This is a genomic window from Halobacillus trueperi, assembly GCF_003386945.1.
Classification (GTDB): Bacteria; Bacillota; Bacilli; order Bacillales; family Halobacillaceae; genus Halobacillus; species Halobacillus aidingensis.
Genome location: NZ_QUAE01000004.1, coordinates 226,031 through 246,944, shown reverse-complemented (window position 1 = coordinate 246,944; position 20,914 = coordinate 226,031). Strand labels below are relative to the sequence as shown.

Genomic DNA, 20,914 nt, shown 5'->3' with positions numbered 1-20,914 from the left:
CTCTTTTAATTTTAAATGGCAGTTATTTTTTCGTATATCGTTTATCTTTCTTATCAAAAAAACATCAATGTTCAATGGGCGGTAAAGAATCTATTTTTCTCCCTTTTAATGAAAAGTGGAATTCTCCCTGGCTGGTAAGCGCACCATAAAAAACATCAGAGACGTCATAGGTGCCCAGGTTGGTACGTAACCACTCCATGTCCCGACCTGCGCGTGTTAACAGATCTGGCTGCAGCTGACCGTCCAGAATGAGGGGAATGTCATAACCCCCACCCCTATATGGAAGCCCCATATCTTCACGAGTAACTGCTTCCTTCGCGTTTTTCAGTTTAACGGATAATTGACCATTCGGTTCGATGATGCCAAGTGCAACACTTTCGAGCTCAAAAACCTTCTGTTCTCTCAGCATGTGTGTAATATTATCAAGGGAATAATGGATGCGGGAGATGTTCTCTTCAACCATTTCCCCCTCAAAAATAACGATCGTCGGCTCAAAAGTCAGGACCTTTCCGATCTTCCGGTTTCTTAACTTCAACCATACGATGAACTTTTGTAAAAGCGCAATAACAATAATCGCCGTTACAGTATGTATATGATTAATTTTTGGATCGGCAATATCTGCTCCAACAACAGAACCTAGAACGAGCACAACTAAAAAATCGAAGACCGGCAATTCTCCGATTGATCTTTTCCCCATAAACAAGCCTACCCCCAGAAGTAATGGCAAGATTGTAAAAATCCTCCCCATTACTTTCAGTGTGTCCATCCATACTTCCATTGCCATCACCTCTCCCTTAGCTTTGCACGGAGCATCATCCATTATCCAAAAAAAATACGTGTTGGGGTGTTGACATTATACCTTACGGGGTATATGATTAGTCATGTACTGTTCAACAGCGACAGAAAAAACTTCACAAGGGAGGTCAATTCGATGGAATACAACGACGCAATGAAAAACAGAATCAAACGTCTAGAAGGTCAGTTGCGAGGCGTTTTGAAAATGATGGAAGAAAATAAAGACTGCAAAGATGTCATTACGCAGCTTTCCGCTTCTAGAAGTGCGATTGACCGTGCGATCGGGCTTGTGGTAAGCTCCAACCTTGTGGAGTGCATCCAGGACGATGACGATCAGGAAAACAAAGAAGCTTCAATCAATGAAGCTGTTCAGTTGCTTGTCAAAAGCAGATAAATTTTTTTACAATAAATTATACCCATACACGTATAACTATATTTTTAGGAGGATGAAAAATGTCTGAAACAAAAAAGACGAATATTATTTTATTCAGCGGGGATTATGATAAAGCAATGGCTGCTTACATCATAGCTAACGGAGCAGCCGCATATGACCACGAAGTTACGATTTTCCACACATTCTGGGGCCTTAACGCCCTACGCAAGGATGAAAACATCCAAGTGAAGAAAGGCTTCATGGAAAAAATGTTCGGCAAAATGATGCCGCGTGGAGCAGATAAGATGGGCATTTCCAAAATGAATTTCGCAGGATTCGGTCCTAAGATGATCAAAGACGTCATGAAAAAGCACAATGCGATGCCATTGCCGGATCTTATTGAAATGGCTCAAGAACAGGACATCAATTTGGTCGCATGTACCATGACGATGGATCTTCTAGGCTTGCAAAAAGAAGAATTACTTGATGACATTCAATACGCAGGCGTTGCTGCTTATCTTGCAGATGCAGAAGATGGCAATGTTAACCTGTTTATCTAATTAGGAGGTATCTTTTATGAAAACAATGACAGCAAAAGAAGTCGAACAACAACTATCTGAAGGTAAAGAATTAAACATTATCGATGTCCGCGAAGACGATGAAGTTGCAGAAGGAATGATTCCTGGCGCGAAACACATCGCTCTAGGTACTGTCGAAGAGCGTGCTAATGAATTAGATAAGGATCAATCTTATATTATGGTTTGCCGTTCTGGCGGTCGCAGTGGCCGTGCTTCTCAAATCCTTGAAGACAAAGGATTTGATGTGACGAACATGGAAGGCGGCATGATGAGCTGGGAAGGTCCAACGAAATAAATCCCCCTATAAGGGTAGAGGAGGAATGTAAGGATGGAACTGAAAACAGATCTTACGTTAGATGCCAAAGGATTAGCATGTCCTATGCCGATTGTGAAGACAAAGAAAACAATGAAGGACATTGAAGCTGGTCAAGTCCTAGAAATTCAAGCTACAGACAAAGGGTCGAAAGCAGACCTTGAAGCATGGGCGAAAAGTGCAGGTCATCAGTACTTGGGTACGATCGAAGAGGGAGACGTACTCAAGCACTATGTCCGCAAATCAAGCGGTGAAGAGGAACAAGAGAAAAAACACCCGAATGTTGTAAACAATGAAGATTTGGATGCTCTTCGCAAAAACGATGACGTCCTTGTATTAGATGTACGCGAAACTGCTGAATATGCTTTTGAGCATATCCCTGAAGCAGCGTCTATCCCACTTGGTGAACTTGATGAACGTGCAGATGAACTGGATCGTTCGAAAAACGTATATATCGTTTGTCGAACAGGAAGCCGGAGTGATCTTGCTGCACAGAAGCTGACAGAAAAAGGTTTTGAGAATGTTTATAATGTCGTTCCAGGCATGAGTGGCTGGAATGGAGAAACGACAAAGCTTTAATTCTATATTTTTTTACTAAAATTAATACCCTAGGAGGTAATAAGATGACTGTTAAAAACATGACGGTAAAAGAAATTACTAATAAAGTGTTGAATAATGAAGAACTATTCCTTCTTGATGTACGAACAGAAGATGCGTATCAGGACTGGAAAATTGAAGGCGAAAACTTTTCTTACTTGAACATTCCTTATTTCGATCTCCTTGATGGTGTCGAAGAAATCGTAGATCAGCTGCCAAAAGACAAAGAGATTGCGGTCGTTTGTGCCAAAGGCGGCTCTTCTCAAATGGTTGCTGAAATGCTTGTGGAAGAAGGGTTCGAAAATGTTTACTCCGTAGAAGGCGGCATGAAAGCCTGGAGTGAGCACTTGGAGCCGATTAAAGTCAATGACTTGAAAGATGGCGGCGAGCTTTATCAGTTCGTACGTATCGGTAAAGGCTGCCTTTCCTACATGGTCGTATCTAACGGAGAAGCAGCGATTATCGACTCTACAAGAATGACAGATGTATATGTTGATTTTGCTAAAGAACTTGGTGTGAAAATCACGAACGTTTTTGATACGCACTTGCACGCCGACCACATTTCCGGGGGACGCAAAATCGCTGAACAAACAGGTGCCACGTACTGGCTGCCTCCAGAAGATGCTGGTGAAGTGACATTCGATTACCAACCACTTCGCGATGGTGACCATGTCACTGTAGGAAATACAAACATTGATATTCATGCATTGTATTCTCCTGGCCACACGAAAGGATCTACTTCTTTCGTCGTTGATGATCAATACTTGATGACAGGCGACATCCTGTTCATCGACTCTATCGGACGTCCAGACCTTGCTGGTAAAGCAGATGACTGGGTCATGGATCTGAGAGAAACCCTTTATACACGATATAAAGAGCTTTCTGACGAACTAATCGTCCTTCCGGCTCACTTCATGATCATGGATGAGTTGAACGAAGACGGTACCGTCGCTGAAAAACTAGGTACCCTTTTTGAAAAGAACCATGGCTTGAACATCGATGATCAAGATGAGTTCAGAAAAATGGTGACAGAGAACCTTCCACCTCAACCGAACGCTTATCAGGAAATCCGTGAAACAAACATGGGTAAAATCAGCCCGGACAATGAAGAACAGCGTGAAATGGAAATCGGCCCGAACCGTTGTGCTGTAAGATAAAAACTCATGAGCCCGGGGAATCCGGGCTCACCCTAATCAATCATTAAACATTTGGAGGTATTCAATTATGAACGTAACAAAAACACTTGATGCAACAGGACTAGCTTGCCCAATGCCAATCGTGAAAACAAAGAAAGCAATGAAAGACATCGAAGCTGGAGAAGTACTTGAAATCCAAGCAACAGATCAAGGAGCAAAAGCAGACTTGACTGCATGGGCGAAGTCCGGTGGTCACGAACTTCTACAAACAGAAGAAGACAACGGCGTATTCAAGTTCTGGATTAAAAAGGGAGAATAATCAGGAATCACCTGATTGAATCATTATGGAATAAAGGGAACCTGCAACGGTTCCCTTTTTTATAGGAGGTAAACAACTATGGAATTCGGATTAATCATCACGATCTTTCTTATCGGCTTCATAGGTTCTTATATATCCGGAATGCTCGGGATTGGCGGGTCCATCATCAAATATCCAATGCTGCTTTATATTCCGCCGCTCGTTGGTTTTACAGCTTTTACTGCCCATGAAGTATCCGGCATCAGTGCCGTACAGGTCTTTTTCGCAACGATCGGTGGTGTTTGGGCCTACCGCAAAGGCGGTTACCTGAACAAAACACTCATTTTATATATGGGTGTCAGTATTTTGATTGGTAGCTTCATTGGAGGATATGGATCAAGGTTTATGGCTGAAGACGGCATCAATATTGTTTACGGTGTCCTTGCTTTAATTGCGACAGTCATGATGTTCGTACCGAAAAAAGGTATTGATGACAAACCATTGGATGAGGTCACCTTTAACAAACCTTTAGCTGCCATTCTCGCACTTATCGTGGGAGTGGGAGCAGGGATTGTTGGTGCCGCAGGAGCTTTCTTATTGGTACCGATCATGCTTGTTGTACTTAAGATCCCGACACGGATGACGATTGCATCTTCTCTTGCTATTACGTTGATTTCTTCAATCGGAGCGACTGTCGGAAAGGTGACAACAGGTCAGGTTGAATACTTTCCAGCAGCAATCATGGTTGTGGCAAGTTTAATTGCTGCACCACTGGGCGCAATGGCCGGCAAGAAAGTGAACACAAAGGTTCTACAGACCATCCTCGCCCTATTGATCTTAGGGACGACGATCAAGGTATGGATGGATATCTTCTAATACTGATCATAATACAAAAAGAGCAGGACTCTACAGGGTCTCTGCTCTTTTTATATGCTCATGGCTCGCTCATTTCCCTACTGTCTATCCATACGCTTGCTTTTTCATCGTTTTCCACGCCTAATCTATTCCATAAAATGGATTAAATAACAGCGGACGGGGTATTGAACAAAAAGATAGGAGGGAATAGATGAGCTCAAAATGGAAGGTATTGATATTCATCATTGCAGGTCTAATTTTAGCAGGCTTTTTCATTTACGACTTCATAGCCGGGGATATTGGCTACAGAACAGGAAAACTAGCCGTCGTCATCTTCTTTGTCATTTACATCCTTTACACCTTTTTCTCTAAGAATAAGGACAGTAAACTTGATTAGACGCGCCTTGTCTTAAGGGGCTTTTCCCCATAAAAAACTGTAGATATCGCCTCATAAAAAAACCTCTCTCCTTCTAAAGGAGAGAGGTTTACAATTATTGTTCTTGTTTATTTTGATTCGGTTCATTGCTCTCGCTTTGGACCATCTCGGTTTCATCCAGGTAGCGCAGCAAGTCACCATAGATGATTGAATCAGACATCTCCAATTCCTCTTGAGCCTTCTCGAACCCTTCATTACAAAGGTCAGCTTCCAGCTCTTCCCCTGTCTCACGATCATAGCAGGTTCCTTGAATACCAACATATTCTTCACTGGCAAAGTTACCATCACGGGTAATCATCAATTGACGACGATCTTTATCAAGCAGGTCGTGCCCGAATTGAATCGGATTATCATCTTGAATTCCCAACAAGTTCGTCAATGTTGGACGAAGGTCGACTTGACCACCAACGGTATGGTTTTTCTCAGCGTCAATTCCTTTTCCGTAAATCAACATTGGAACACGCTGCAACTGGAACTGCTCAAACTCATTTATTTCTTTATCTAAATACTCGCCCATCGCTTCTTGGTGGTTTTCAGAGATTCCGAAGTGATCACCATAAATGACAAGAATCGTATCATCATAAAGCTCAGAATTCTTGAAGTCTTCGACGAATTTCTTCAATGCTTCATCCTGATAACGGATTGTTTGGAAGTAACGGTTCAACGTACCACTGCTCGTCTCCCCTTCTTCGATGAACTTTTGCTCTTCAGGAAGTGTGAATGGGTAGTGGTTCGTCAACGTAATCAACTTCGAGTAGAAAGGTTTGTCCATTTCTTTCATCATGTTCAATGAATCTTCGAAGAAATATTCATCAAGATAACCCCAGCCATGAGATTTTTCCGGAGTTACAGTGTAATCTTCTTTGGAAAAGAATTCGTCATAGCCTAGAGAGTCATACATGACATTTCGGTTCCAGAATGTTTTATCATTCGCGTGCATGGAGTTAGTAAAATAGCCATTCTCTCCAAGTAAACCCGGCAACCCTTCGTATTCATTCGATGAATGAGTAAAGAAAACAGCGCCACGGTTCAATGGATACATGGAGTTCGCAAGCAAAAACTCAGAGTCTGACGTACGTCCCTGCTTTACTTGGTGATAGAAATTATCAAAGTAAATGCCTTCTTCTTTCAAATCATTGAAATAAGGAGTCAACTCTTCACCGTGCAATGTGTTGTCGACAACGAATGTCTGTGTACTTTCAAGAGAAAGCATGATCACGTTTTTACCTTCTGCGACACCTTCTAAACGATCGCTGTCTTCAGATTTATTTTCATTCAAGTAGTTGATGACCGGTACAAGTTCGTTACTGTCGGCCAGCGTCTTTTTCATTTCGGTTTTCCCTTGCAACACCACATCATAGACATGGTAATTGATGACACCGATATACTTAACGAGCATGTTACGGTCGAACGTACGCTCTAAAAGGTCCGTACGTTCTTGTTCTGCCCACTGCAAATTGATCATGAACAAAGGAATAGCAACAATGGCAAGAACGATTCCTTCCCTACGCTTCGGCTTGAAAGCCTGGAAACGTGAAGGTTTCAAATAGAATAATAGAAAAGCTGCAATGAGAACATCTACAAACAACAAGGCATCTACAGGACTCATAATCGTCGTGATACTGCCTCCGAGGTCCGCGAGGTTCGCCACCTGGTTTAACATCGGGATCGTAATGAAATCATTGTATTCTCTATAAAAGAGAACATTTACGTATAAAAGAATGGAACCTAAGATATAGGAAACGAACATCCCCCGACGTCCGGCAAGCAAAATCCCCAATCCGAAGATGAGAAAAATACTGCTCAGTGGATTAAATGCCAGAATGTTTGCCTCATTGGAATTTTCCACATTCAGTGAAAAGATGCTTGTCTGTATATAGTTCATTTTCAACCAAAAAAGTCCGATAACAAATAGGTAGACTAGTAGTTTTAAACCAGTTTTTTTATTGATATATTTATTGTTTGTAAACATTGTAAAACCTCCGTTAATTTTACATTACCCTATTCTACCTCATATCAAATCTTTTTTGTACCATCTTATAGATTGTTTAAAAACTCTGACACATTTGCACCGTTGATATCAATGCTTAGTTAGAAAAAAATGAAGCTCAATACCTATACTCCCGTCATCTTTCCTATATAAGGAAAAATGTTATAAATCTCCTAACGAATCTCTTCGTTTTATGTTAACTTATATTTATGTAAGGTTAACAAAGGAGTGTTAGGTATGTCACCACAAAGTAAAAAGTTGAGATTCATTGTAAACGGAGCACTGTTTGCCGCACTGACAGCAATTATGGCCCAAATCGAAATCCCACTTCCCATTGTACCGATCAGTGGACAAACCTTAGCCGTTGGTCTCACAGCTACTATTCTAGGAAGCAGGCAGGGAGCTGTTGCGATGATTGGTTATGCGGCTTTAGGGGCTGTTGGGCTCCCTGTTTTCGCGGGGTTCAGCGGGGGAGCTCAAGTTTTGGCAGGACCGACCGGAGGTTACATATTCGGCTTCATTTTAACAGCATTCATCACTGGATATATTTTAGAGAAGACGTCCTTTAACTTGCCCATGGCGATCGTTGCGAATGTGACAGGTATGATCATTACTTTGATTTGTGGAACGATTCAGTTGAAGTTTGTTCTCGATATGACTTGGAACCAATCCCTTGCCGCTGGCGTCTATCCTTTCATCGCTGTTGGACTCATTAAAGCTTTTCTTGCGAGCTGGATTGGCATTATCGTCAGAAAACGACTGATTCAGGCAAGATATATTAAAGAAGATACGCAGCCAGCAGCCTCGTAATCTCTTATTTCCTGGGAAATGAAAAGAACGCCGTGATTAGCCACGACGTTCTTTTTTATTCTTCCGTTTGTAAATCTACGAGAATGGTACTAACAATAATGAATAGCGGAATGCACGCGACTGTGAATGCAAATGCGAATGACATATTGTTTCCTCCTTTCCTACCAGGTTTGGAATCTTCCTGATCCCGGTGGTGCATGTTGGATGAGATCTGCTAAAGGAATCGTGTAAGCAACAGCGATGAGTACAAAGGCAATGCCGATCCAAAGCTTCCAATTTTCCAAAAATCTTGGTGTAGCAGAAGCATCACTGGGTGCGATCGGAAACGATTCTGCTTGATGAACGTCAGCTTTAGGCGCCATCCACCACAATTGGATGACAATGAATATTAGTAATGAGGCCGACAAAAAGAGAATAGATCCACCGACAGCCATCGTCACATGATTGGATAAAACTCCATCAAACCACGCGAGCGCATCATCATGCGCATATCCTGTATAGGCCGTACGTCTCGGCGCTCCCATCAATCCCAATACATGCTGGGCCGTACTCATGAGAAGCATCCCCACCGACCATGAAATGATTTGAATAAAGGCAAGCTTTTGTAGGGCCTTTGTAAAACGTCGTCCGGTCAAGTAAGGGATCAACCAAAACGTGAGACCGAAGAAAGTCATGGCTACGGGGGTTCCGACCGTAATATGAAAGTGTCCCACGACCCATAGCGTGTTGTGGATCACTTCATTCATTTGGAAACTTGCATTAATAATCCCACCTGCTCCTCCAGGGATGAAGAAAGCCATGGCGATAAAGATAGAAGTAAACCGAACATCCTTCCACGGTAGCTTCCTTAACCATCCGAACAAACCTTTCCCTCCAAGTTCCCTGCCCCGCAACTCAAACGTGGCAAACATAGAGAAAGCTGTCATCAGAGAAGGAATGATGACCATAAACGTCAACACCGTTTGGAGAAACTTCCAGAAGCTTGCAATCCCGGGTTCTGTCAACTGATGGTGAAAGCCGACAGGAATCGAGAATAGGATAAACAATACGAACGATAACCTTGCAAGTGAATCACTGAAAACTTTTGTACCAAGAATTTTCGGTACGATCACATACCACGCCATATACGCTGGCAGTAACCAAAAGTACACGAGCGGGTGACCGAAATACCAGAACAACGAACGGCTCAATTCCACGTTGATTCCGTCCACCATACCGAATGCCCAAGGGATGAATTGAAACAGAACAGCTGCCACTACACCAAGACAGGCGATGACCCACAGAATAATAGTAGCCACCGTCATGAAAGCAAATAACGGACTGAGTTCTCCTTCATGCTGTTTTCGCCATACCCGATAATGACCGACTAAGGCAAAGCCTTGGATCCACGTACCGATGACAAATAAGGCGAGACCTACATAAAACAGTCCGTGAGCCTGTAAAGGAGCATAAAAGGTATAAAGGACAGAAGCCTGACCTCCGATCACCATGATGACAACCAAAAGAGTACCTAAAGAAGTAACAATAAATCCGATCCAGTTCCATAAAAGGACTTTAGGACCGAACGACCCAAGCGCCCGACTCATCCCTGCCTGGAAAAATGCAAAAATGAAAAATGTCGTGAAGACGATGGCAAGCAATAAACCGTGAGCCGTTAATACTTGGTAATAATCCAGCCATCCAGGTAATGTAAGAGCATCATTCCTTATAAACACCTGCAGCAAACCACAAAGTGTTCCTATTAAGAAAGCCGCGTATGCAAAACCTAAGTTCGCCAGGGCAAGTTTCCGTTCTCCCTTTGCTATTTGTCCCATCATCATTGTTCAACCACCTCGATTTCTGTACTCATAAAATGGTGGCCGGATCCACAATACTCATTACAAATGACCAGATACGTACCAGGCTCTTGGAACGTATGCTTTTTATGGTTGATTTCCCCCGGCACAACCATCATGTTCACGTTTGTTCCTACGATAGAAAAACTGTGAACGACATCTGAACTTGTAACAGTAAACATGATCTCTTTTCCAGCAGGTACTTGGATTTTTCCAGGATCGTACCCAAAAGCTTTGCCCACCATGACCACTTCATAGGTGCCATCTTCTTTTTTGTGCACCCCTGGTTGATCGAAAGGAGCCGTTTCAGACACCTTTTCAGGATCAATTTTCATATGCCCTCCTGATGGTGTATGTCCTTGATGAAAGGCACTGACGCCAACGACGGATAAAAAGATGATTAATGCCATAATGCCAAAAATAAGCCATATTTTTTCATACTTGTGTAAATGCATGCCTTTCCCCTCCTATAACCGTTGGATATATAAAAAGTAAATACTCACCCACATGATTATGATGATGGCCCCAACGGCCAGAACACTCACAAGGGTCCCCTTCAAATCTGTTTGATCCTCCTGTTTCTTCATAACCATTCCGCCCCCCTCTTCCCTTCATTTGATCTACTTTTATTGTATCGAGCGCAAGGGAAATAAAATATTGGGGAATCCCCTCATCTTAAAAAGCGAAATCCCCTATTCCATTTTTTAAGCTCAATAAAATCACCCAATACTCTTATTCAACAAACGCTCCCGATTGTGGAAGACTCAGTTTCGAGACTTTTGTTGAGTAGATGGGGCTGCGGGGAATAGCTCGCTTTCCGCGGGAGCGCGGTGAGCCTCCTCAAGCTTCGCTCTGCGGGGTCTCACCATGCACTTTTTTCCCGCAGGAGTCTCCCCATTCCCCTCCGCCCCTTGATCTATAAGTATCTCGAAACTACTTCCAGAATAAGCAGCTTTCCAGCGTAATGAAAGTAATGGATTAAACTTTCAAACAAGCAGCCATTTGTATCCTAACGCTTGCTATAAAGGGCTTTTCAACTAGAATGTAGTGGTTATGAAAGACGCCCCATTCGTGTATGTGTGTTCGTTTCTCATATCCATCTAATGGGGTGGCTGGGAAGCTGCGAGACTCCCGCGGGAATGGATTGGCTGGCGAGACCCCGCAATGCGAAGCACGAGGAGGCTTGCCGCCATCCCCGCAGGAAAGCGAGTAGCTTCCCAGCCACCCCTGACGCTCATCCCAAGCAACGAACCCCGAAACATCTCGAAATCAAGTCTTCAAGAATACTGCCATATTGTTGAATAATTCTTCATAAAAAAAGAAGCCTGATTTATTCTCAGACTTCTAAGGGGATCTTCACTTTGATTGTAGTTCCATTGTTTTCGGCTGATCTGATGGAGAGTGCGCCACCTACGGCACGGGCCCTTTCTTCCATACTGAACAATCCTACACCTTTATTGGAGCGACCAACGGAGAAACCGTTTCCTTCATCGGAGATCTCAATAAATAGAACACTCGCTTTTTCTTTTATCAGAACCTTTGCTTCCTCCACATCCGCGTATTTCCTTACATTAGTCAACGCTTCCTGGATGATTCGGTAAATGCTTGTTTCGACATCAGGAGACAAGCGGCAGCGGACGTCTGATTGAAAAGCCACATTCAATCCATATGATTTTTCTAATCGATTAATGAACGAGCGTACCGCAGGCATCAGTCCTAGTTCATCCAATGCGGAGGGCCTGAGTTCCCAGGACATATCCCTTACACTTTGAATCAAGTGGCTGATGTCTGTGGTCATCTGGTCAATCAATGGGTGGGTGAATTCTTTTTCCAGCCTTTGAACGGTAATGAGCAGGCTGTATAACTCCTGGCCGATACCGTCATGCAGTTCTCTCGATACATGTTTCCGCTCATTTTCCTGTACATCGATGATCCTTGTCATCATATGTTGGAGCTCTTGTTCCACACGCTTCCGTTCCGTGATTTCATTTCGTATGGCTAAATATTGATAGGGCTTTTCATTTTCGTCTAAAAAAGGGACAATCGTTGTATCGACCCAATAAAAGGATCCGTCCTTTGCTTTGTTTCGGATCTCTCCTTTCCATACATGGCCGGTGCCAATGGTACGCCACAGCTCCTTGAAAAATTCTTTCGAATGGTATCCGGAATTTAATAAACGGTGATCCTGACCAATCAATTCCTCAACCTCGTACTTCGATATCTCTGAAAATTTTTTGTTTACATATCTTATTCTTCCCCTCTTATCTGTTAGAGCGACAATGGAAGATTCATCTAACGCATACTTAATATCCAGCAGTTCTTTAAAAGGTTCATAACTTTCACGATCAAGGGTACTTCTTTCCGCAAGATTTTGAATCATAATATAAAAGTACCGGGTACCAGAGAAGACCGAATCGTGAACAACTAAGAAAACCGGTGAGGGGTTCTCCCCCTGTGGGGTAATGTAATGCTCAAGAAGGACGCCTTTTTCACAGCTATGTAGATCGTCGAGGGACAAGTGAAGAAACAAATCTCCAAGCTCTGCTTCCTCTCGACTCCGTTGAAATAAGTCCTCAGCCCGACCATTGAAGCACGTAACAACGCCGTCTTCTCTTACAATCAAAAATCCTTCCCTTCGGCCGGGAAGGATAGGTGTAAGCGTTTCTTTTTTCATTCCACCGCCTCCCTTTCTTGAAAATAAGCTTGTATATAAGATGCCATCCGGTCACACACCTTCTTGTCTGGCAAAGCATGAGGGGAACGATAAGCAATGAAAACAACAGCCCCGAAAAGAGATGGAGTGATGATCGGAAGCGCTACAAAAGCACGTATTCTTTCAGATAATACAATGGGATACTCTCTGAGTGGCAACGGTAAGTCTGCAACATTTTCACACCTGAAAGCTGTCCCTGTTTGTAGGACTCTGCCTGCTACCCCTTTTCCGTACATGACATTCATTCGCTTATACCGTTCATTCAGCGGGCGATCAGCATATGTCCACCTGACCCCCTGGGATGGGGAATGATATTCCGCAATGGCAACTAAGGATGCCTCTGTTTCTGCTGCAACTTTTGTACAAAGTTCTTCTAACGATCGCCTCACACGTTCATCCCCTTTATAGAGAATATCCAAGCAACCCTTTCTTCCAGGCATACTCTACTAGTTCAGGCCGGGTCTTGAGCTGTAATTTTTCCATTACATGCGCCTTATGAGCTTCGACCGTTTTGACACTAATGACTAGTTTTTCAGCAATATCTTTATTGGCGAATCCTTTCGCGACCAGGGCCAACACTTCCCGTTCCCTGTCCGTCAGCAAACGATAAGAGTCCGACGTCGTACCGTTTTTCAGTTTGTTCATGTAGTCTTCCATCAACCGTTTCGTCGCTGATGGATACAGGTAAGCATCGCCATCTGCTACTTGACGAATGGCTTTTAAAAGCTCTTCATGAGGAGCATTCTTTAAAATACACCCGGATGCACCAAGTTCAATCGCCCGAAACAAATACTCTTCATCATCATGCATCGTCAAAATAAGGATGTGGGTATCAGGGAATTGTTTCTTTATTTCTGATGTCGCTGATAACCCGTCTTTTCCGTGCGGCATCGACAAATCCATTAAGACGACGTTCGGACGCTTTTCCTCTACTTGAGCAAAAGCTTCATCCCCTTCTGAGGCTTCACCTGCGACTTCAAAATCATCCACCGCATTCAAGAGCATCCGTAATCCAGAACGGACGACGGCGTGGTCATCAACGATCACAATGGAAATCATCCTTATTCCCCCTCTTCTTGAAATAGACCCAAAACCACTGCCCTGACCTCTGTTCGATTTTTAATTCCATACCTGTTCTTTTCTGTATAAGACAAAGAAAACCCTTTTCATCCACATCGATCTGTTCATGTGGGGAAAGAAAACAAAACGTTACCGAATCCTCTTCCATATGGATGTCGATTGCATCGGTATCTGCATTCTCAACGATCATGAGGATGGTTTGTTGAATCAACCGGAATAGAAGCCGTTGATCTATTGAAAGTGATTGTCTTTCGGTCAAAAGGCTTACAGTTACGCCAAATCGATGTTCTATTTCTTTACCAAATTGCCTTATGGCAGGAACCACCCCTATTTTAGCAAGAGATAGGGGTGTGGACTCATTTGATTTACTTCTCATATCATCAATAATATGAGTTAACATAAGAGCAGATTTTGATGAGCCTCCTTCCTGGTCCATTTGATGGAGCAGCCCTGTCAAAAGGTGACTATACCTCTCATGAAGATCATAAGATAAATCATGTAACATCGTTTCATACATTTGGATGATTTCATCCGCTGGAAGTTTCATTGTCTCCTTCATCCTATTCCACCTCGATCACACGTAATCTTACTATCATCATACCTTCAAAAGGGCAGAACGGATATTAGGGCATTCCCTGATTTTCACGATCCTGTTCATATTTTTCATAAACATGGGAAACGTAAAAATGGAGGTGGACAAACATGCAACCTTATCTATGTCCCAACTGTAAGACTAACCGCTCTCGTTTTAATTTAATCGAACAAGAAGCGAAAGCTGTCAAAATGAATCCAAGAACAGGTGAGCCAGATGAGAGTTACTCATCAGAAAATATGGACCCTTTTCACATGGCCTACAAAGGGCCGCAAGTAAAAGTCCAATGCGGAGCGTGCGGTTTAATTGAAGATGAAAAATCATTTATCGCCTTCGCTGAGCATAACCGCTTGAATTGATCCTCTGTGATGAACCAGAGGGTCTTTTTTATGAAATCAGCTCTCTCCCGCCCGATCGGCCGAACTTGAAAACAACAAGTGGAACCCCAAGTAAGAACAAAGGGTGATACACTCCCGCCCCAAGAAGAACTAGGCCTGCCACTCTTCTCCACTCTTCACGGTAGAAATTTTCCTTTTGGACCATCATCAAACGTTCGTCGATGACCCGGGTAAGATCTACATAGACGAACAAGATGATTGCGATCAATTGCATCCCAACAGCTACCAACGATTCACCCAGAACGGTTTGGATACTGATAAAGGAGATGAAAACAGGCAGTAACCCAATATACGCCCATTTCAAGTAGCTGCTTTTGCAGCTTTCCTCTTCAAGAGGCAGAGAATGGAAAACATTCTCCACATCTAAAAAAAGCCCCCCTGCTACTTCTTGATAGACGACAATAGCAATGGGAAGCGTGAACATTAACATCCATTCGACCCTCATCGGAATGACAATAATAATCAAACAAACAGTCGGAATCGTTTTCCAAATCACATCCGCCGACTTTTGAAAATATCCCATCCATATCCGTCCATACAGGTGCTGCACAGTATAATGACGTCCCCTCTTCTTTTTCCAAATCGATTTGGTTATCCCGTATTTTTTCGGCGGCTTTATATTCACCTCGGTGAAATAACCGACCAACCACATGTTCCACACACGCGCATCATTGATGTCGATGACTCTCCCCCAGTCCACCTCTTCTTCACGCATGAAAAATACCACAATCAGCACGCATAAGCCTAGGTATAGGAGTATGACAGGATAGCCAAGGAAGTATAAAGCTGAAAGAGCTGAGCTTAATAAAGCAACAATCATTTTACTAATTGGAGACAACGAAAATAGTTTCCACTGCATCCATAAAGATAAGGGATAACTAAAAAGTAGAAGCGATACCCATAGAACGGCAGCTTCCCACGACATCAAGACAAGACCCAATGGAAGAGGTACAACCATGATGATCAGGACTTGAACGATGAACTTTTCTAAAAACAAATAGGTGAGGAGCCGCTTTCTTGAGTGAGGCAAAAAACTAAGCTGAAGTTCTGAAGATGTGAAACGAATGCCAGGGTCTGTAAAAGAAGTGGCGGCCGCACTAATGATCGCCAAAAAAGGAAGGAAAAAAGCGTAAGGAGCTATGAACGATCCCCTTCCATCTAAAAGAGTAATCAACTCTTGCAGCCAGTCAAAACCGATGAACAAACAAAAGATGACGAACAATCCGCTATAAAAAACCATGACGGGATCCACAACCATATGGTAGGTCTGTATATAAATATTAAACTTCTTCTTCCTTCTTTTCTTTCTCAGCCATTTATACACCGAATATGTCGTCATAGGCTCCATCATGTCGACCTTCTTTCCAACTCGTGAAATTCCGACACATCCCCCGAAGAAGAGACTTCACCCTCAACGAGCATGACATAGCGATCGGCTAGTTCAGAAACCTTCTCCAGTTGGTGTGTAGTCAATACAATACTGGCCCCCTGCACTTTTTTTCTTACTAACTCTTCCTCAAGGAAGCGACCTGCATACACATCCAGTCCCATAAATGGCTCATCAATGAATAAAACAGGGACATCAGGAATGAGAGCACAAATCGTCTGGACTTTCTGCCGCATCCCTTTGGATAGAGCTTCCGGGTATTCATCCAGCTTGTCCTTCAATTCAAACCCTTCGGTATAGGTTTTTACTCGGCTGTCAAAAACGCCCTCGGGAACAGAATAGCTCTTCTGGTAAAGTTTAAAGTGGTGGTAGACCGTCAATTCATTGAACAAAAGCGGCTCTTCCGGTATGTATGTAAAATTACTTTTGTACGCTTTATATTGCTTGTCCTGGTCATTTCCGGCAATGGACAATGTTCCACCGATTTTTTCCCGCGAACCGATCATCGTTTTCATTAGCGTTGATTTTCCCGCCCCGTTATGACCGACCAATGCCATGATTTCGCTTTTTTTCACATGAAAACTGATATCCCTCAAGATTCTTTCTTTTTGGATATCGACACTGCAATTCTTCACGTCCAATACCACTTCCATGCCAACACCTCCGCCTATTTTGATTTATATACGAGTATGGGCAGGGAATAGTTCCAATTTTTATCCAAATGAGTTCGCTACAGGCGGGCATTGATTTATGCTTATTAAACAATATGGCAGGATTGTGTAAGACTCAGTTTCGAGATGTTTCCGGGGTTCGTTGCCATGTTGAGCGTCAGGGTGGTTGGGAAGCAACTCGCTTTCCTGTGGGGGAGCGCCGAGCTTCCTCGGACTTCGTCCTGCGGGATCTCGCCTATCTCCTTCTCCCACGGGAGTCTCGCAGCTTCCCAACCACCCCACTCGAGAGATGAGATAAACGAACCCACGTACACGAATGGAGCGTCTTCCATAATAACTGCTTTCTAGTTGAGAAGCGCTCTATAGCAAGCGTTATAGTATAGTTTACTGCTTGTTTGAGAGTTGAATACACCAACTCCCATTACGATAGAGGGCCGCTTATTCTGAAAGTGGTTTCGAGATACTCTTATGGTCAAGGGGCGGAGGGAAACGGTGAGACTCCTATGGGACGTGTGGGACAGGTGAGACCCCGGAAGGCGTAGCCTGAGGAGGCTCAGCGCCCGCCCCATGGAAAGCGAACTGTTTCCCGGAGCCCCTAAACTCCAACAATCAATAGAGGTCCATAAAAATAAGCCCTCTCCGCTTATACGAGGGGCTTATGATCATTTATTCATTCTTGATAAAAAGTCACCGAGCAAGTCATCGTCATCTTCTTCCTGAATATCTTCTTCCCGTTGTTCCTGAAAATCAGCTTGAAGATTGTCCAAATCCAAATCATCCAAATCATCATCCCCAGCTACATCGAGTGGGGTTTCAGGCAACACAGCTTTCTCCTTCTCAGGTTCAACCTCTGTCGAAACCGGGGCTTCTTCCTCTGTAGCCGCCTCTTCTTGAAGATACAGAGCATCATCAATGTTATAGGCATTGCTATTTAACGATGCAAGTAAAGTCGTTGCCCTAACAGGATCCATCATGAGCTGATAAAGGATGCTGCCGATGAGAGCTTCTGAGTGTTCATGTTTGATCCAACTTTTCTGCTCTTTAGTAAGAGCTTTTGGAAGCGGAATGGTCACGGTTTCCTTATCTTTCGTAAAGGACTGGTTCACTCCATCAAGGACGAACTGAGCGATTTTACTTGAAAAATTCCTACGTTCCTTCTCTTTTAACTGGGACAGCTGTTTTAATAAATGATCCGGTGTGTCCGAGGGGACCCGGAACGTAATCGACTGGCCCCTCTCCACACTTTTTCTAGAAGAACTCATCCAATCACCTTACTTAGAAGATCCGGCTTTTTGTTCTACTTTTTTATTAGACTTGTCTTCTAACTTCGAATTCTTGCGGATATAGTCAGAAATGAGCTTATAATAAGCATTGGCCATCATCCAGATGCTTTCATTCTCATCTTCAAAGAATTCAATGTTAAAGCCATCCAGTTTGTTATTCAATGTCTTAATATAGTCTTTCAATACTGCTGAACCGCCACCTACGAAATAGCAGATTTCAGACTGGGAATTCTTCTGCCATACATTTCTTAAATAACGATACTGTTTCTTCGCAAGTTCAAGTAAAATGCGGTCCGTAATGTCGTGCACATTTGTACGGCTTCCTCGAACCATGATGTGGTGGCGATCATTTTTACGCGTGATGATATCGACGACGTCACGACGGCTGTCTAATTCAACCCCATGCTTCGTAAGGATCTCGTCACGGATCATCTCCAATGATTCAGACACTCCCAAGTTGAATCCTTGAGCCTTGTCATCATCCACGTTGCGGTTTCTAATAACGGCGATATCAGTAGAAAGTCCCCCGATGTCTTGAATCAGGATTTGTTTATCTACCAACTCTTTATTAATAATGTTCAAATCATTATCCATGACAAGGTTTACATAAGCAGCAAATCCTTCTGGATAAACTTTGACCTCATCAAACTTGATGTTTACTTTCATTCCTTGATATTTCGGTGTGACTAAAAATTCCACCTGGTGTACAGAGCCTAGAAGCTGGGAACGGTAACCTACATCTTTTCCTTCTTTCACTTCACGCAATGGTAAACCTGTACCAAGTGTATAGTTCGCTTCAAGTACATTGTTTTTAGCTGATTGCGCATCTTTCCCAGTAACAGCGTCCATAGCAAGAGATGCAAACAGCATGATCAATGTTTGATCTTCTTCTGATTTGTAACTTCCAGGATCCAACTCCGCAGAGTTTGTAGTCTTCGTAGCTAAATTCCCTACACGATAAATAGCATTGTTTTCACGTAAAGCAGGGGAATGCACTCGGATATGTAGATTATCGAGTGGATCCTTATCATCTAGATCTTCAATTCCGATAACCGGACGGTCCTCAAGATCTCTAGCGACCACGTTAGGAATATATAAAGAAGATTCCAATTTTCCAAAGTTCGCCTTCACGGCATCGTTACCAACATCAACAGCTGCAATTCTAGATTTCGTCATTACACAGCTCTCCTTTTCTTTTGCTAGATTTGACCTCACCTTACTTTAAATCTATTAAACAATCAGAAAATAGTCAATGCGCCTTTTTACGTGTTCATAATTGTGTACTTGTATATATTATTGTGTACATGTATGCATAATTGCACGCATCCCTTTAAAACAACATGCGTACACTTTTGTGTACATGTAAACGTGATTGCACACGTTTTGTTTTCATTTTTGTGTGCAAGTAATCATTTTTGCAAACATGTATTCATATATGTAAACAATCACGTTGTAACCATCATTTTACTATTTTCGACACAAAATCACGGACTGAGATTTTAATTCTCTTTCTAGTTGGTGGACTTGGTTTGCACAAAAAAAGAGAGGTTTAAAACCTCTCCATTAAAATATATGGTTATGTGATATAGGTGCTGAATAAATCTTCTAATTTTTTTGTCAGTGCCAAGGTCATCAAACCATTTCCTTCAGCGACTTTAGAGTGACCTAGTGGTGTAGTCCGTTTAATAAGTTGTGAAAACACTTCCGTTTCGGACATTTCCCTCTGAAATTGAGCCTCTACTAAAGGAATGATTAATGCAAGACCACCAGAAACATGTGGAGTTGCCATAGATGTACCTGATAATCGAGCATATTTACCTTCAAGATAGGTGGAGAGGACATTAACACCTGGAGCTACAAGGTCAATTTGATCATTTGTGTTAGTAAATGAGGCTAGGCGACGTCCTTCATCAACAGCTCCCACTTGGATGACTTCATTATAGGCTCCGGGATAAGCGTACTCCATCGTATCTTCCCGCCCATCACCTTCATTACCTGCCGCACATACAACAGAAACCCCTTTGGAAATGGCATTCAAGATCGATTTTTTTAGTTCGGGCGTATCATCTGGTCCTCCAAGAGACATAGAGATCACTCGAACCCGCTCATTGTTTTTCCCTCTCCATTGAACCGCATAATCAATGGCATCAGTAATCCACTGATATTGCCCACTCCCCTCTTCAGAGAGCACCTTAAGAATAAGAAGCTTTGCTTGAGGCGCAACACCAACAACGCCTTCTCCATCTTCCTTAGCAGCAATGGTCCCTGCAACGTGAGTTCCATGTCCGTTATTATCTTGATAATTGTCAGGGTCTCCATCATGATCATCTGTAAAGTTACGTCCGCCTACAATTTGTCCTTGTAAGTCTGGATGATCACTCTGACACCCTGTATCAATGACAGCTATAATGCTGCTCTCTCCCTGGCGCGTCTCGTCCCATATACTTTGAGCCTCAACCATATGCACACCTTTTGGGACTTCCTTCGTCGTATCCAAAATAGCATCCATTCTGTAAGGGATCAGTTTCATTCGATTCATCCTCTTCCTCCTTCATTTATGAACTACAAGCTGGAAGACTGGTCATGAAGAATGATCTTCCTTAAGTATAACACCGAACGTATGTTACGTTTACATTATAAAGAAAATAAGGACTTATATACGATATAGTGTAAGATAAAATGAACAATTGTTCTTAATAATGCTTGTTATGTAACATCGTTGAGGTATAATAGAGAGTGAAAATTCTTTATTAAGAACAAACGAACACTAGTAG

The 20,914-nt window shown here is 42.8% G+C and carries 24 protein-coding genes; 10 read left to right on the top strand and 14 right to left on the bottom strand.

The window, feature by feature from the left end:
- Positions 1-64: 64 nt before the first annotated feature.
- Entirely contained in the window at positions 65-748 is a 684-nt protein-coding gene (locus tag DYE48_RS07730) for a DUF421 domain-containing protein (protein WP_482793340.1), read from the bottom strand.
- Positions 749-931: 183 nt separating this feature from the next.
- Between DYE48_RS07730 and DYE48_RS07725 the strand changes: the two genes are divergently transcribed.
- The 8 genes from DYE48_RS07725 (at position 932) to DYE48_RS07690 (ending at position 5,342) form a co-directional block, all read left to right on the top strand.
- Entirely contained in the window at positions 932-1,189 is a 258-nt protein-coding gene (locus DYE48_RS07725; RefSeq protein ID WP_089654680.1) for a metal-sensitive transcriptional regulator, read from the top strand.
- 59 nt (positions 1,190-1,248) lie between these two features.
- Positions 1,249-1,728, top strand: coding sequence for a DsrE/DsrF/DrsH-like family protein (locus DYE48_RS07720; RefSeq protein WP_089654679.1), 480 nt, complete (start codon positions 1,249-1,251; stop codon positions 1,726-1,728).
- Between the two features lie 16 nt (positions 1,729-1,744).
- Positions 1,745-2,041, top strand: coding sequence for a rhodanese-like domain-containing protein (locus DYE48_RS07715; RefSeq protein ID WP_115823125.1), 297 nt, complete (start codon positions 1,745-1,747; stop codon positions 2,039-2,041).
- Positions 2,042-2,074: 33 nt separating this feature from the next.
- The gene (locus tag DYE48_RS07710) at positions 2,075-2,638 is read left to right on the top strand and encodes a sulfurtransferase TusA family protein (RefSeq protein WP_115823124.1); all 564 of its coding nucleotides are present in this window, start codon (positions 2,075-2,077) and stop codon (positions 2,636-2,638) included.
- A 44-nt stretch (positions 2,639-2,682) separates the two neighbouring features.
- The gene (locus tag DYE48_RS07705) at positions 2,683-3,813 is read left to right on the top strand and encodes an MBL fold metallo-hydrolase (RefSeq protein ID WP_115823123.1); all 1,131 of its coding nucleotides are present in this window, start codon (positions 2,683-2,685) and stop codon (positions 3,811-3,813) included.
- A gap of 67 nt (positions 3,814-3,880) precedes the next feature.
- Positions 3,881-4,111, top strand: coding sequence for a sulfurtransferase TusA family protein (locus DYE48_RS07700; protein ID WP_115823122.1), 231 nt, complete (start codon positions 3,881-3,883; stop codon positions 4,109-4,111).
- 78 nt (positions 4,112-4,189) lie between these two features.
- Positions 4,190-4,966: a sulfite exporter TauE/SafE family protein gene (locus DYE48_RS07695; RefSeq protein WP_089654674.1), complete on the top strand. Its 777-nt coding sequence runs from the start codon at positions 4,190-4,192 to the stop codon at positions 4,964-4,966.
- A gap of 190 nt (positions 4,967-5,156) precedes the next feature.
- On the top strand, positions 5,157-5,342 hold the full coding sequence (locus DYE48_RS07690; protein WP_089654673.1) for a hypothetical protein: 186 nt from the start codon (positions 5,157-5,159) through the stop codon (positions 5,340-5,342).
- Positions 5,343-5,436: 94 nt separating this feature from the next.
- Here the strand turns inward: DYE48_RS07690 and DYE48_RS07685 are convergent, their stop codons facing one another.
- Complete coding sequence (locus DYE48_RS07685) at positions 5,437-7,353, bottom strand: LTA synthase family protein (RefSeq protein ID WP_115823121.1); 1,917 nt, start codon at positions 7,351-7,353, stop codon at positions 5,437-5,439.
- A 255-nt stretch (positions 7,354-7,608) separates the two neighbouring features.
- On the opposite strand from DYE48_RS07685, the gene DYE48_RS07680 reads away from it, so the two are divergent.
- Positions 7,609-8,181 (top strand): biotin transporter BioY, encoded by a 573-nt coding sequence (locus tag DYE48_RS07680; protein ID WP_115823120.1) that lies wholly within the window; start codon positions 7,609-7,611, stop codon positions 8,179-8,181.
- 161 nt (positions 8,182-8,342) lie between these two features.
- On the opposite strand, the gene DYE48_RS07675 is transcribed toward DYE48_RS07680, so the two are convergent.
- The 7 genes from DYE48_RS07675 to DYE48_RS07645 form a co-directional block, all read right to left on the bottom strand.
- Complete coding sequence (locus tag DYE48_RS07675) at positions 8,343-10,001, bottom strand: b(o/a)3-type cytochrome-c oxidase subunit 1 (protein WP_115823119.1); 1,659 nt, start codon at positions 9,999-10,001, stop codon at positions 8,343-8,345.
- Positions 9,998-10,471, bottom strand: a complete 474-nt coding sequence (locus tag DYE48_RS07670) for a cytochrome c oxidase subunit II (RefSeq protein WP_115823118.1) — start codon at positions 10,469-10,471, stop codon at positions 9,998-10,000. The genes DYE48_RS07675 and DYE48_RS07670 overlap by 4 nt, the downstream gene beginning before the upstream one ends.
- 12 nt (positions 10,472-10,483) lie before the next feature.
- The gene (locus DYE48_RS07665) at positions 10,484-10,603 is read right to left on the bottom strand and encodes a cytochrome C oxidase subunit II (RefSeq protein ID WP_089654707.1); all 120 of its coding nucleotides are present in this window, start codon (positions 10,601-10,603) and stop codon (positions 10,484-10,486) included.
- A gap of 749 nt (positions 10,604-11,352) precedes the next feature.
- Entirely contained in the window at positions 11,353-12,690 is a 1,338-nt protein-coding gene (locus tag DYE48_RS07660) for a PAS domain-containing sensor histidine kinase (protein WP_115823117.1), read from the bottom strand.
- The gene (locus DYE48_RS07655; RefSeq protein WP_167449468.1) at positions 12,687-13,118 is read right to left on the bottom strand and encodes a GAF domain-containing protein; all 432 of its coding nucleotides are present in this window, start codon (positions 13,116-13,118) and stop codon (positions 12,687-12,689) included. The genes DYE48_RS07660 and DYE48_RS07655 overlap by 4 nt, the downstream gene beginning before the upstream one ends.
- A gap of 13 nt (positions 13,119-13,131) precedes the next feature.
- Positions 13,132-13,788: a response regulator transcription factor gene (locus DYE48_RS07650; protein ID WP_115823115.1), complete on the bottom strand. Its 657-nt coding sequence runs from the start codon at positions 13,786-13,788 to the stop codon at positions 13,132-13,134.
- Complete coding sequence (locus DYE48_RS07645; protein ID WP_115823114.1) at positions 13,766-14,368, bottom strand: sensor histidine kinase; 603 nt, start codon at positions 14,366-14,368, stop codon at positions 13,766-13,768. The genes DYE48_RS07650 and DYE48_RS07645 overlap by 23 nt, the downstream gene beginning before the upstream one ends.
- 143 nt (positions 14,369-14,511) lie before the next feature.
- Here DYE48_RS07645 and DYE48_RS07640 point away from each other — a divergent pair, with 143 nt between their 5' ends.
- The gene (locus DYE48_RS07640; protein ID WP_115823113.1) at positions 14,512-14,760 is read left to right on the top strand and encodes a DNA alkylation repair protein; all 249 of its coding nucleotides are present in this window, start codon (positions 14,512-14,514) and stop codon (positions 14,758-14,760) included.
- Positions 14,761-14,788: 28 nt separating this feature from the next.
- Here DYE48_RS07640 and DYE48_RS07635 read toward each other — a convergent pair whose 3' ends face one another.
- The 5 genes from DYE48_RS07635 to DYE48_RS07610 all read right to left on the bottom strand — a co-directional run bounded on the left by DYE48_RS07635 (position 14,789) and on the right by DYE48_RS07610 (position 20,679).
- On the bottom strand, positions 14,789-16,150 hold the full coding sequence (locus DYE48_RS07635) for a hypothetical protein (protein ID WP_147299272.1): 1,362 nt from the start codon (positions 16,148-16,150) through the stop codon (positions 14,789-14,791).
- Complete coding sequence (locus tag DYE48_RS07630) at positions 16,147-16,839, bottom strand: ABC transporter ATP-binding protein (RefSeq protein ID WP_115823111.1); 693 nt, start codon at positions 16,837-16,839, stop codon at positions 16,147-16,149. Before DYE48_RS07630 ends, DYE48_RS07635 begins: the two co-directional genes overlap by 4 nt.
- 680 nt (positions 16,840-17,519) lie before the next feature.
- A complete protein-coding gene (locus DYE48_RS07620; protein WP_115823109.1) occupies positions 17,520-18,119 on the bottom strand; it encodes a hypothetical protein in 600 nt (199 codons plus the stop codon).
- Between the two features lie 9 nt (positions 18,120-18,128).
- Complete coding sequence (locus DYE48_RS07615) at positions 18,129-19,316, bottom strand: ParM/StbA family protein (RefSeq protein ID WP_115823108.1); 1,188 nt, start codon at positions 19,314-19,316, stop codon at positions 18,129-18,131.
- Positions 19,317-19,716: 400 nt separating this feature from the next.
- The gene (locus DYE48_RS07610; RefSeq protein WP_089650583.1) at positions 19,717-20,679 is read right to left on the bottom strand and encodes a S8 family peptidase; all 963 of its coding nucleotides are present in this window, start codon (positions 20,677-20,679) and stop codon (positions 19,717-19,719) included.
- Between the last annotated feature and the right edge of the window lie 235 nt (positions 20,680-20,914).

Coding starts and splice junctions, on each gene's coding strand:
- DYE48_RS07730 (WP_482793340.1), bottom strand. CDS start 748: ATGGGGAGGATTTTTACAATCTTGCCATTACTTCTGGGGGTAGGCTTG.
- DYE48_RS07725 (WP_089654680.1), top strand. CDS start 932: ATGGAATACAACGACGCAATGAAAAACAGAATCAAACGTCTAGAAGGT.
- DYE48_RS07720 (WP_089654679.1), top strand. CDS start 1,249: ATGTCTGAAACAAAAAAGACGAATATTATTTTATTCAGCGGGGATTAT.
- DYE48_RS07715 (WP_115823125.1), top strand. CDS start 1,745: ATGAAAACAATGACAGCAAAAGAAGTCGAACAACAACTATCTGAAGGT.
- DYE48_RS07710 (WP_115823124.1), top strand. CDS start 2,075: ATGGAACTGAAAACAGATCTTACGTTAGATGCCAAAGGATTAGCATGT.
- DYE48_RS07705 (WP_115823123.1), top strand. CDS start 2,683: ATGACTGTTAAAAACATGACGGTAAAAGAAATTACTAATAAAGTGTTG.
- DYE48_RS07700 (WP_115823122.1), top strand. CDS start 3,881: ATGAACGTAACAAAAACACTTGATGCAACAGGACTAGCTTGCCCAATG.
- DYE48_RS07695 (WP_089654674.1), top strand. CDS start 4,190: ATGGAATTCGGATTAATCATCACGATCTTTCTTATCGGCTTCATAGGT.
- DYE48_RS07690 (WP_089654673.1), top strand. CDS start 5,157: ATGAGCTCAAAATGGAAGGTATTGATATTCATCATTGCAGGTCTAATT.
- DYE48_RS07685 (WP_115823121.1), bottom strand. CDS start 7,353: ATGTTTACAAACAATAAATATATCAATAAAAAAACTGGTTTAAAACTA.
- DYE48_RS07680 (WP_115823120.1), top strand. CDS start 7,609: ATGTCACCACAAAGTAAAAAGTTGAGATTCATTGTAAACGGAGCACTG.
- DYE48_RS07675 (WP_115823119.1), bottom strand. CDS start 10,001: ATGATGATGGGACAAATAGCAAAGGGAGAACGGAAACTTGCCCTGGCG.
- DYE48_RS07670 (WP_115823118.1), bottom strand. CDS start 10,471: ATGCATTTACACAAGTATGAAAAAATATGGCTTATTTTTGGCATTATG.
- DYE48_RS07665 (WP_089654707.1), bottom strand. CDS start 10,603: ATGAAGAAACAGGAGGATCAAACAGATTTGAAGGGGACCCTTGTGAGT.
- DYE48_RS07660 (WP_115823117.1), bottom strand. CDS start 12,690: ATGAAAAAAGAAACGCTTACACCTATCCTTCCCGGCCGAAGGGAAGGA.
- DYE48_RS07650 (WP_115823115.1), bottom strand. CDS start 13,788: ATGATTTCCATTGTGATCGTTGATGACCACGCCGTCGTCCGTTCTGGA.
- DYE48_RS07645 (WP_115823114.1), bottom strand. CDS start 14,368: ATGAAGGAGACAATGAAACTTCCAGCGGATGAAATCATCCAAATGTAT.
- DYE48_RS07640 (WP_115823113.1), top strand. CDS start 14,512: ATGCAACCTTATCTATGTCCCAACTGTAAGACTAACCGCTCTCGTTTT.
- DYE48_RS07635 (WP_147299272.1), bottom strand. CDS start 16,150: ATGATGGAGCCTATGACGACATATTCGGTGTATAAATGGCTGAGAAAG.
- DYE48_RS07630 (WP_115823111.1), bottom strand. CDS start 16,839: ATGGAAGTGGTATTGGACGTGAAGAATTGCAGTGTCGATATCCAAAAA.
- DYE48_RS07620 (WP_115823109.1), bottom strand. CDS start 18,119: ATGAGTTCTTCTAGAAAAAGTGTGGAGAGGGGCCAGTCGATTACGTTC.
- DYE48_RS07615 (WP_115823108.1), bottom strand. CDS start 19,316: ATGACGAAATCTAGAATTGCAGCTGTTGATGTTGGTAACGATGCCGTG.
- DYE48_RS07610 (WP_089650583.1), bottom strand. CDS start 20,679: ATGAATCGAATGAAACTGATCCCTTACAGAATGGATGCTATTTTGGAT.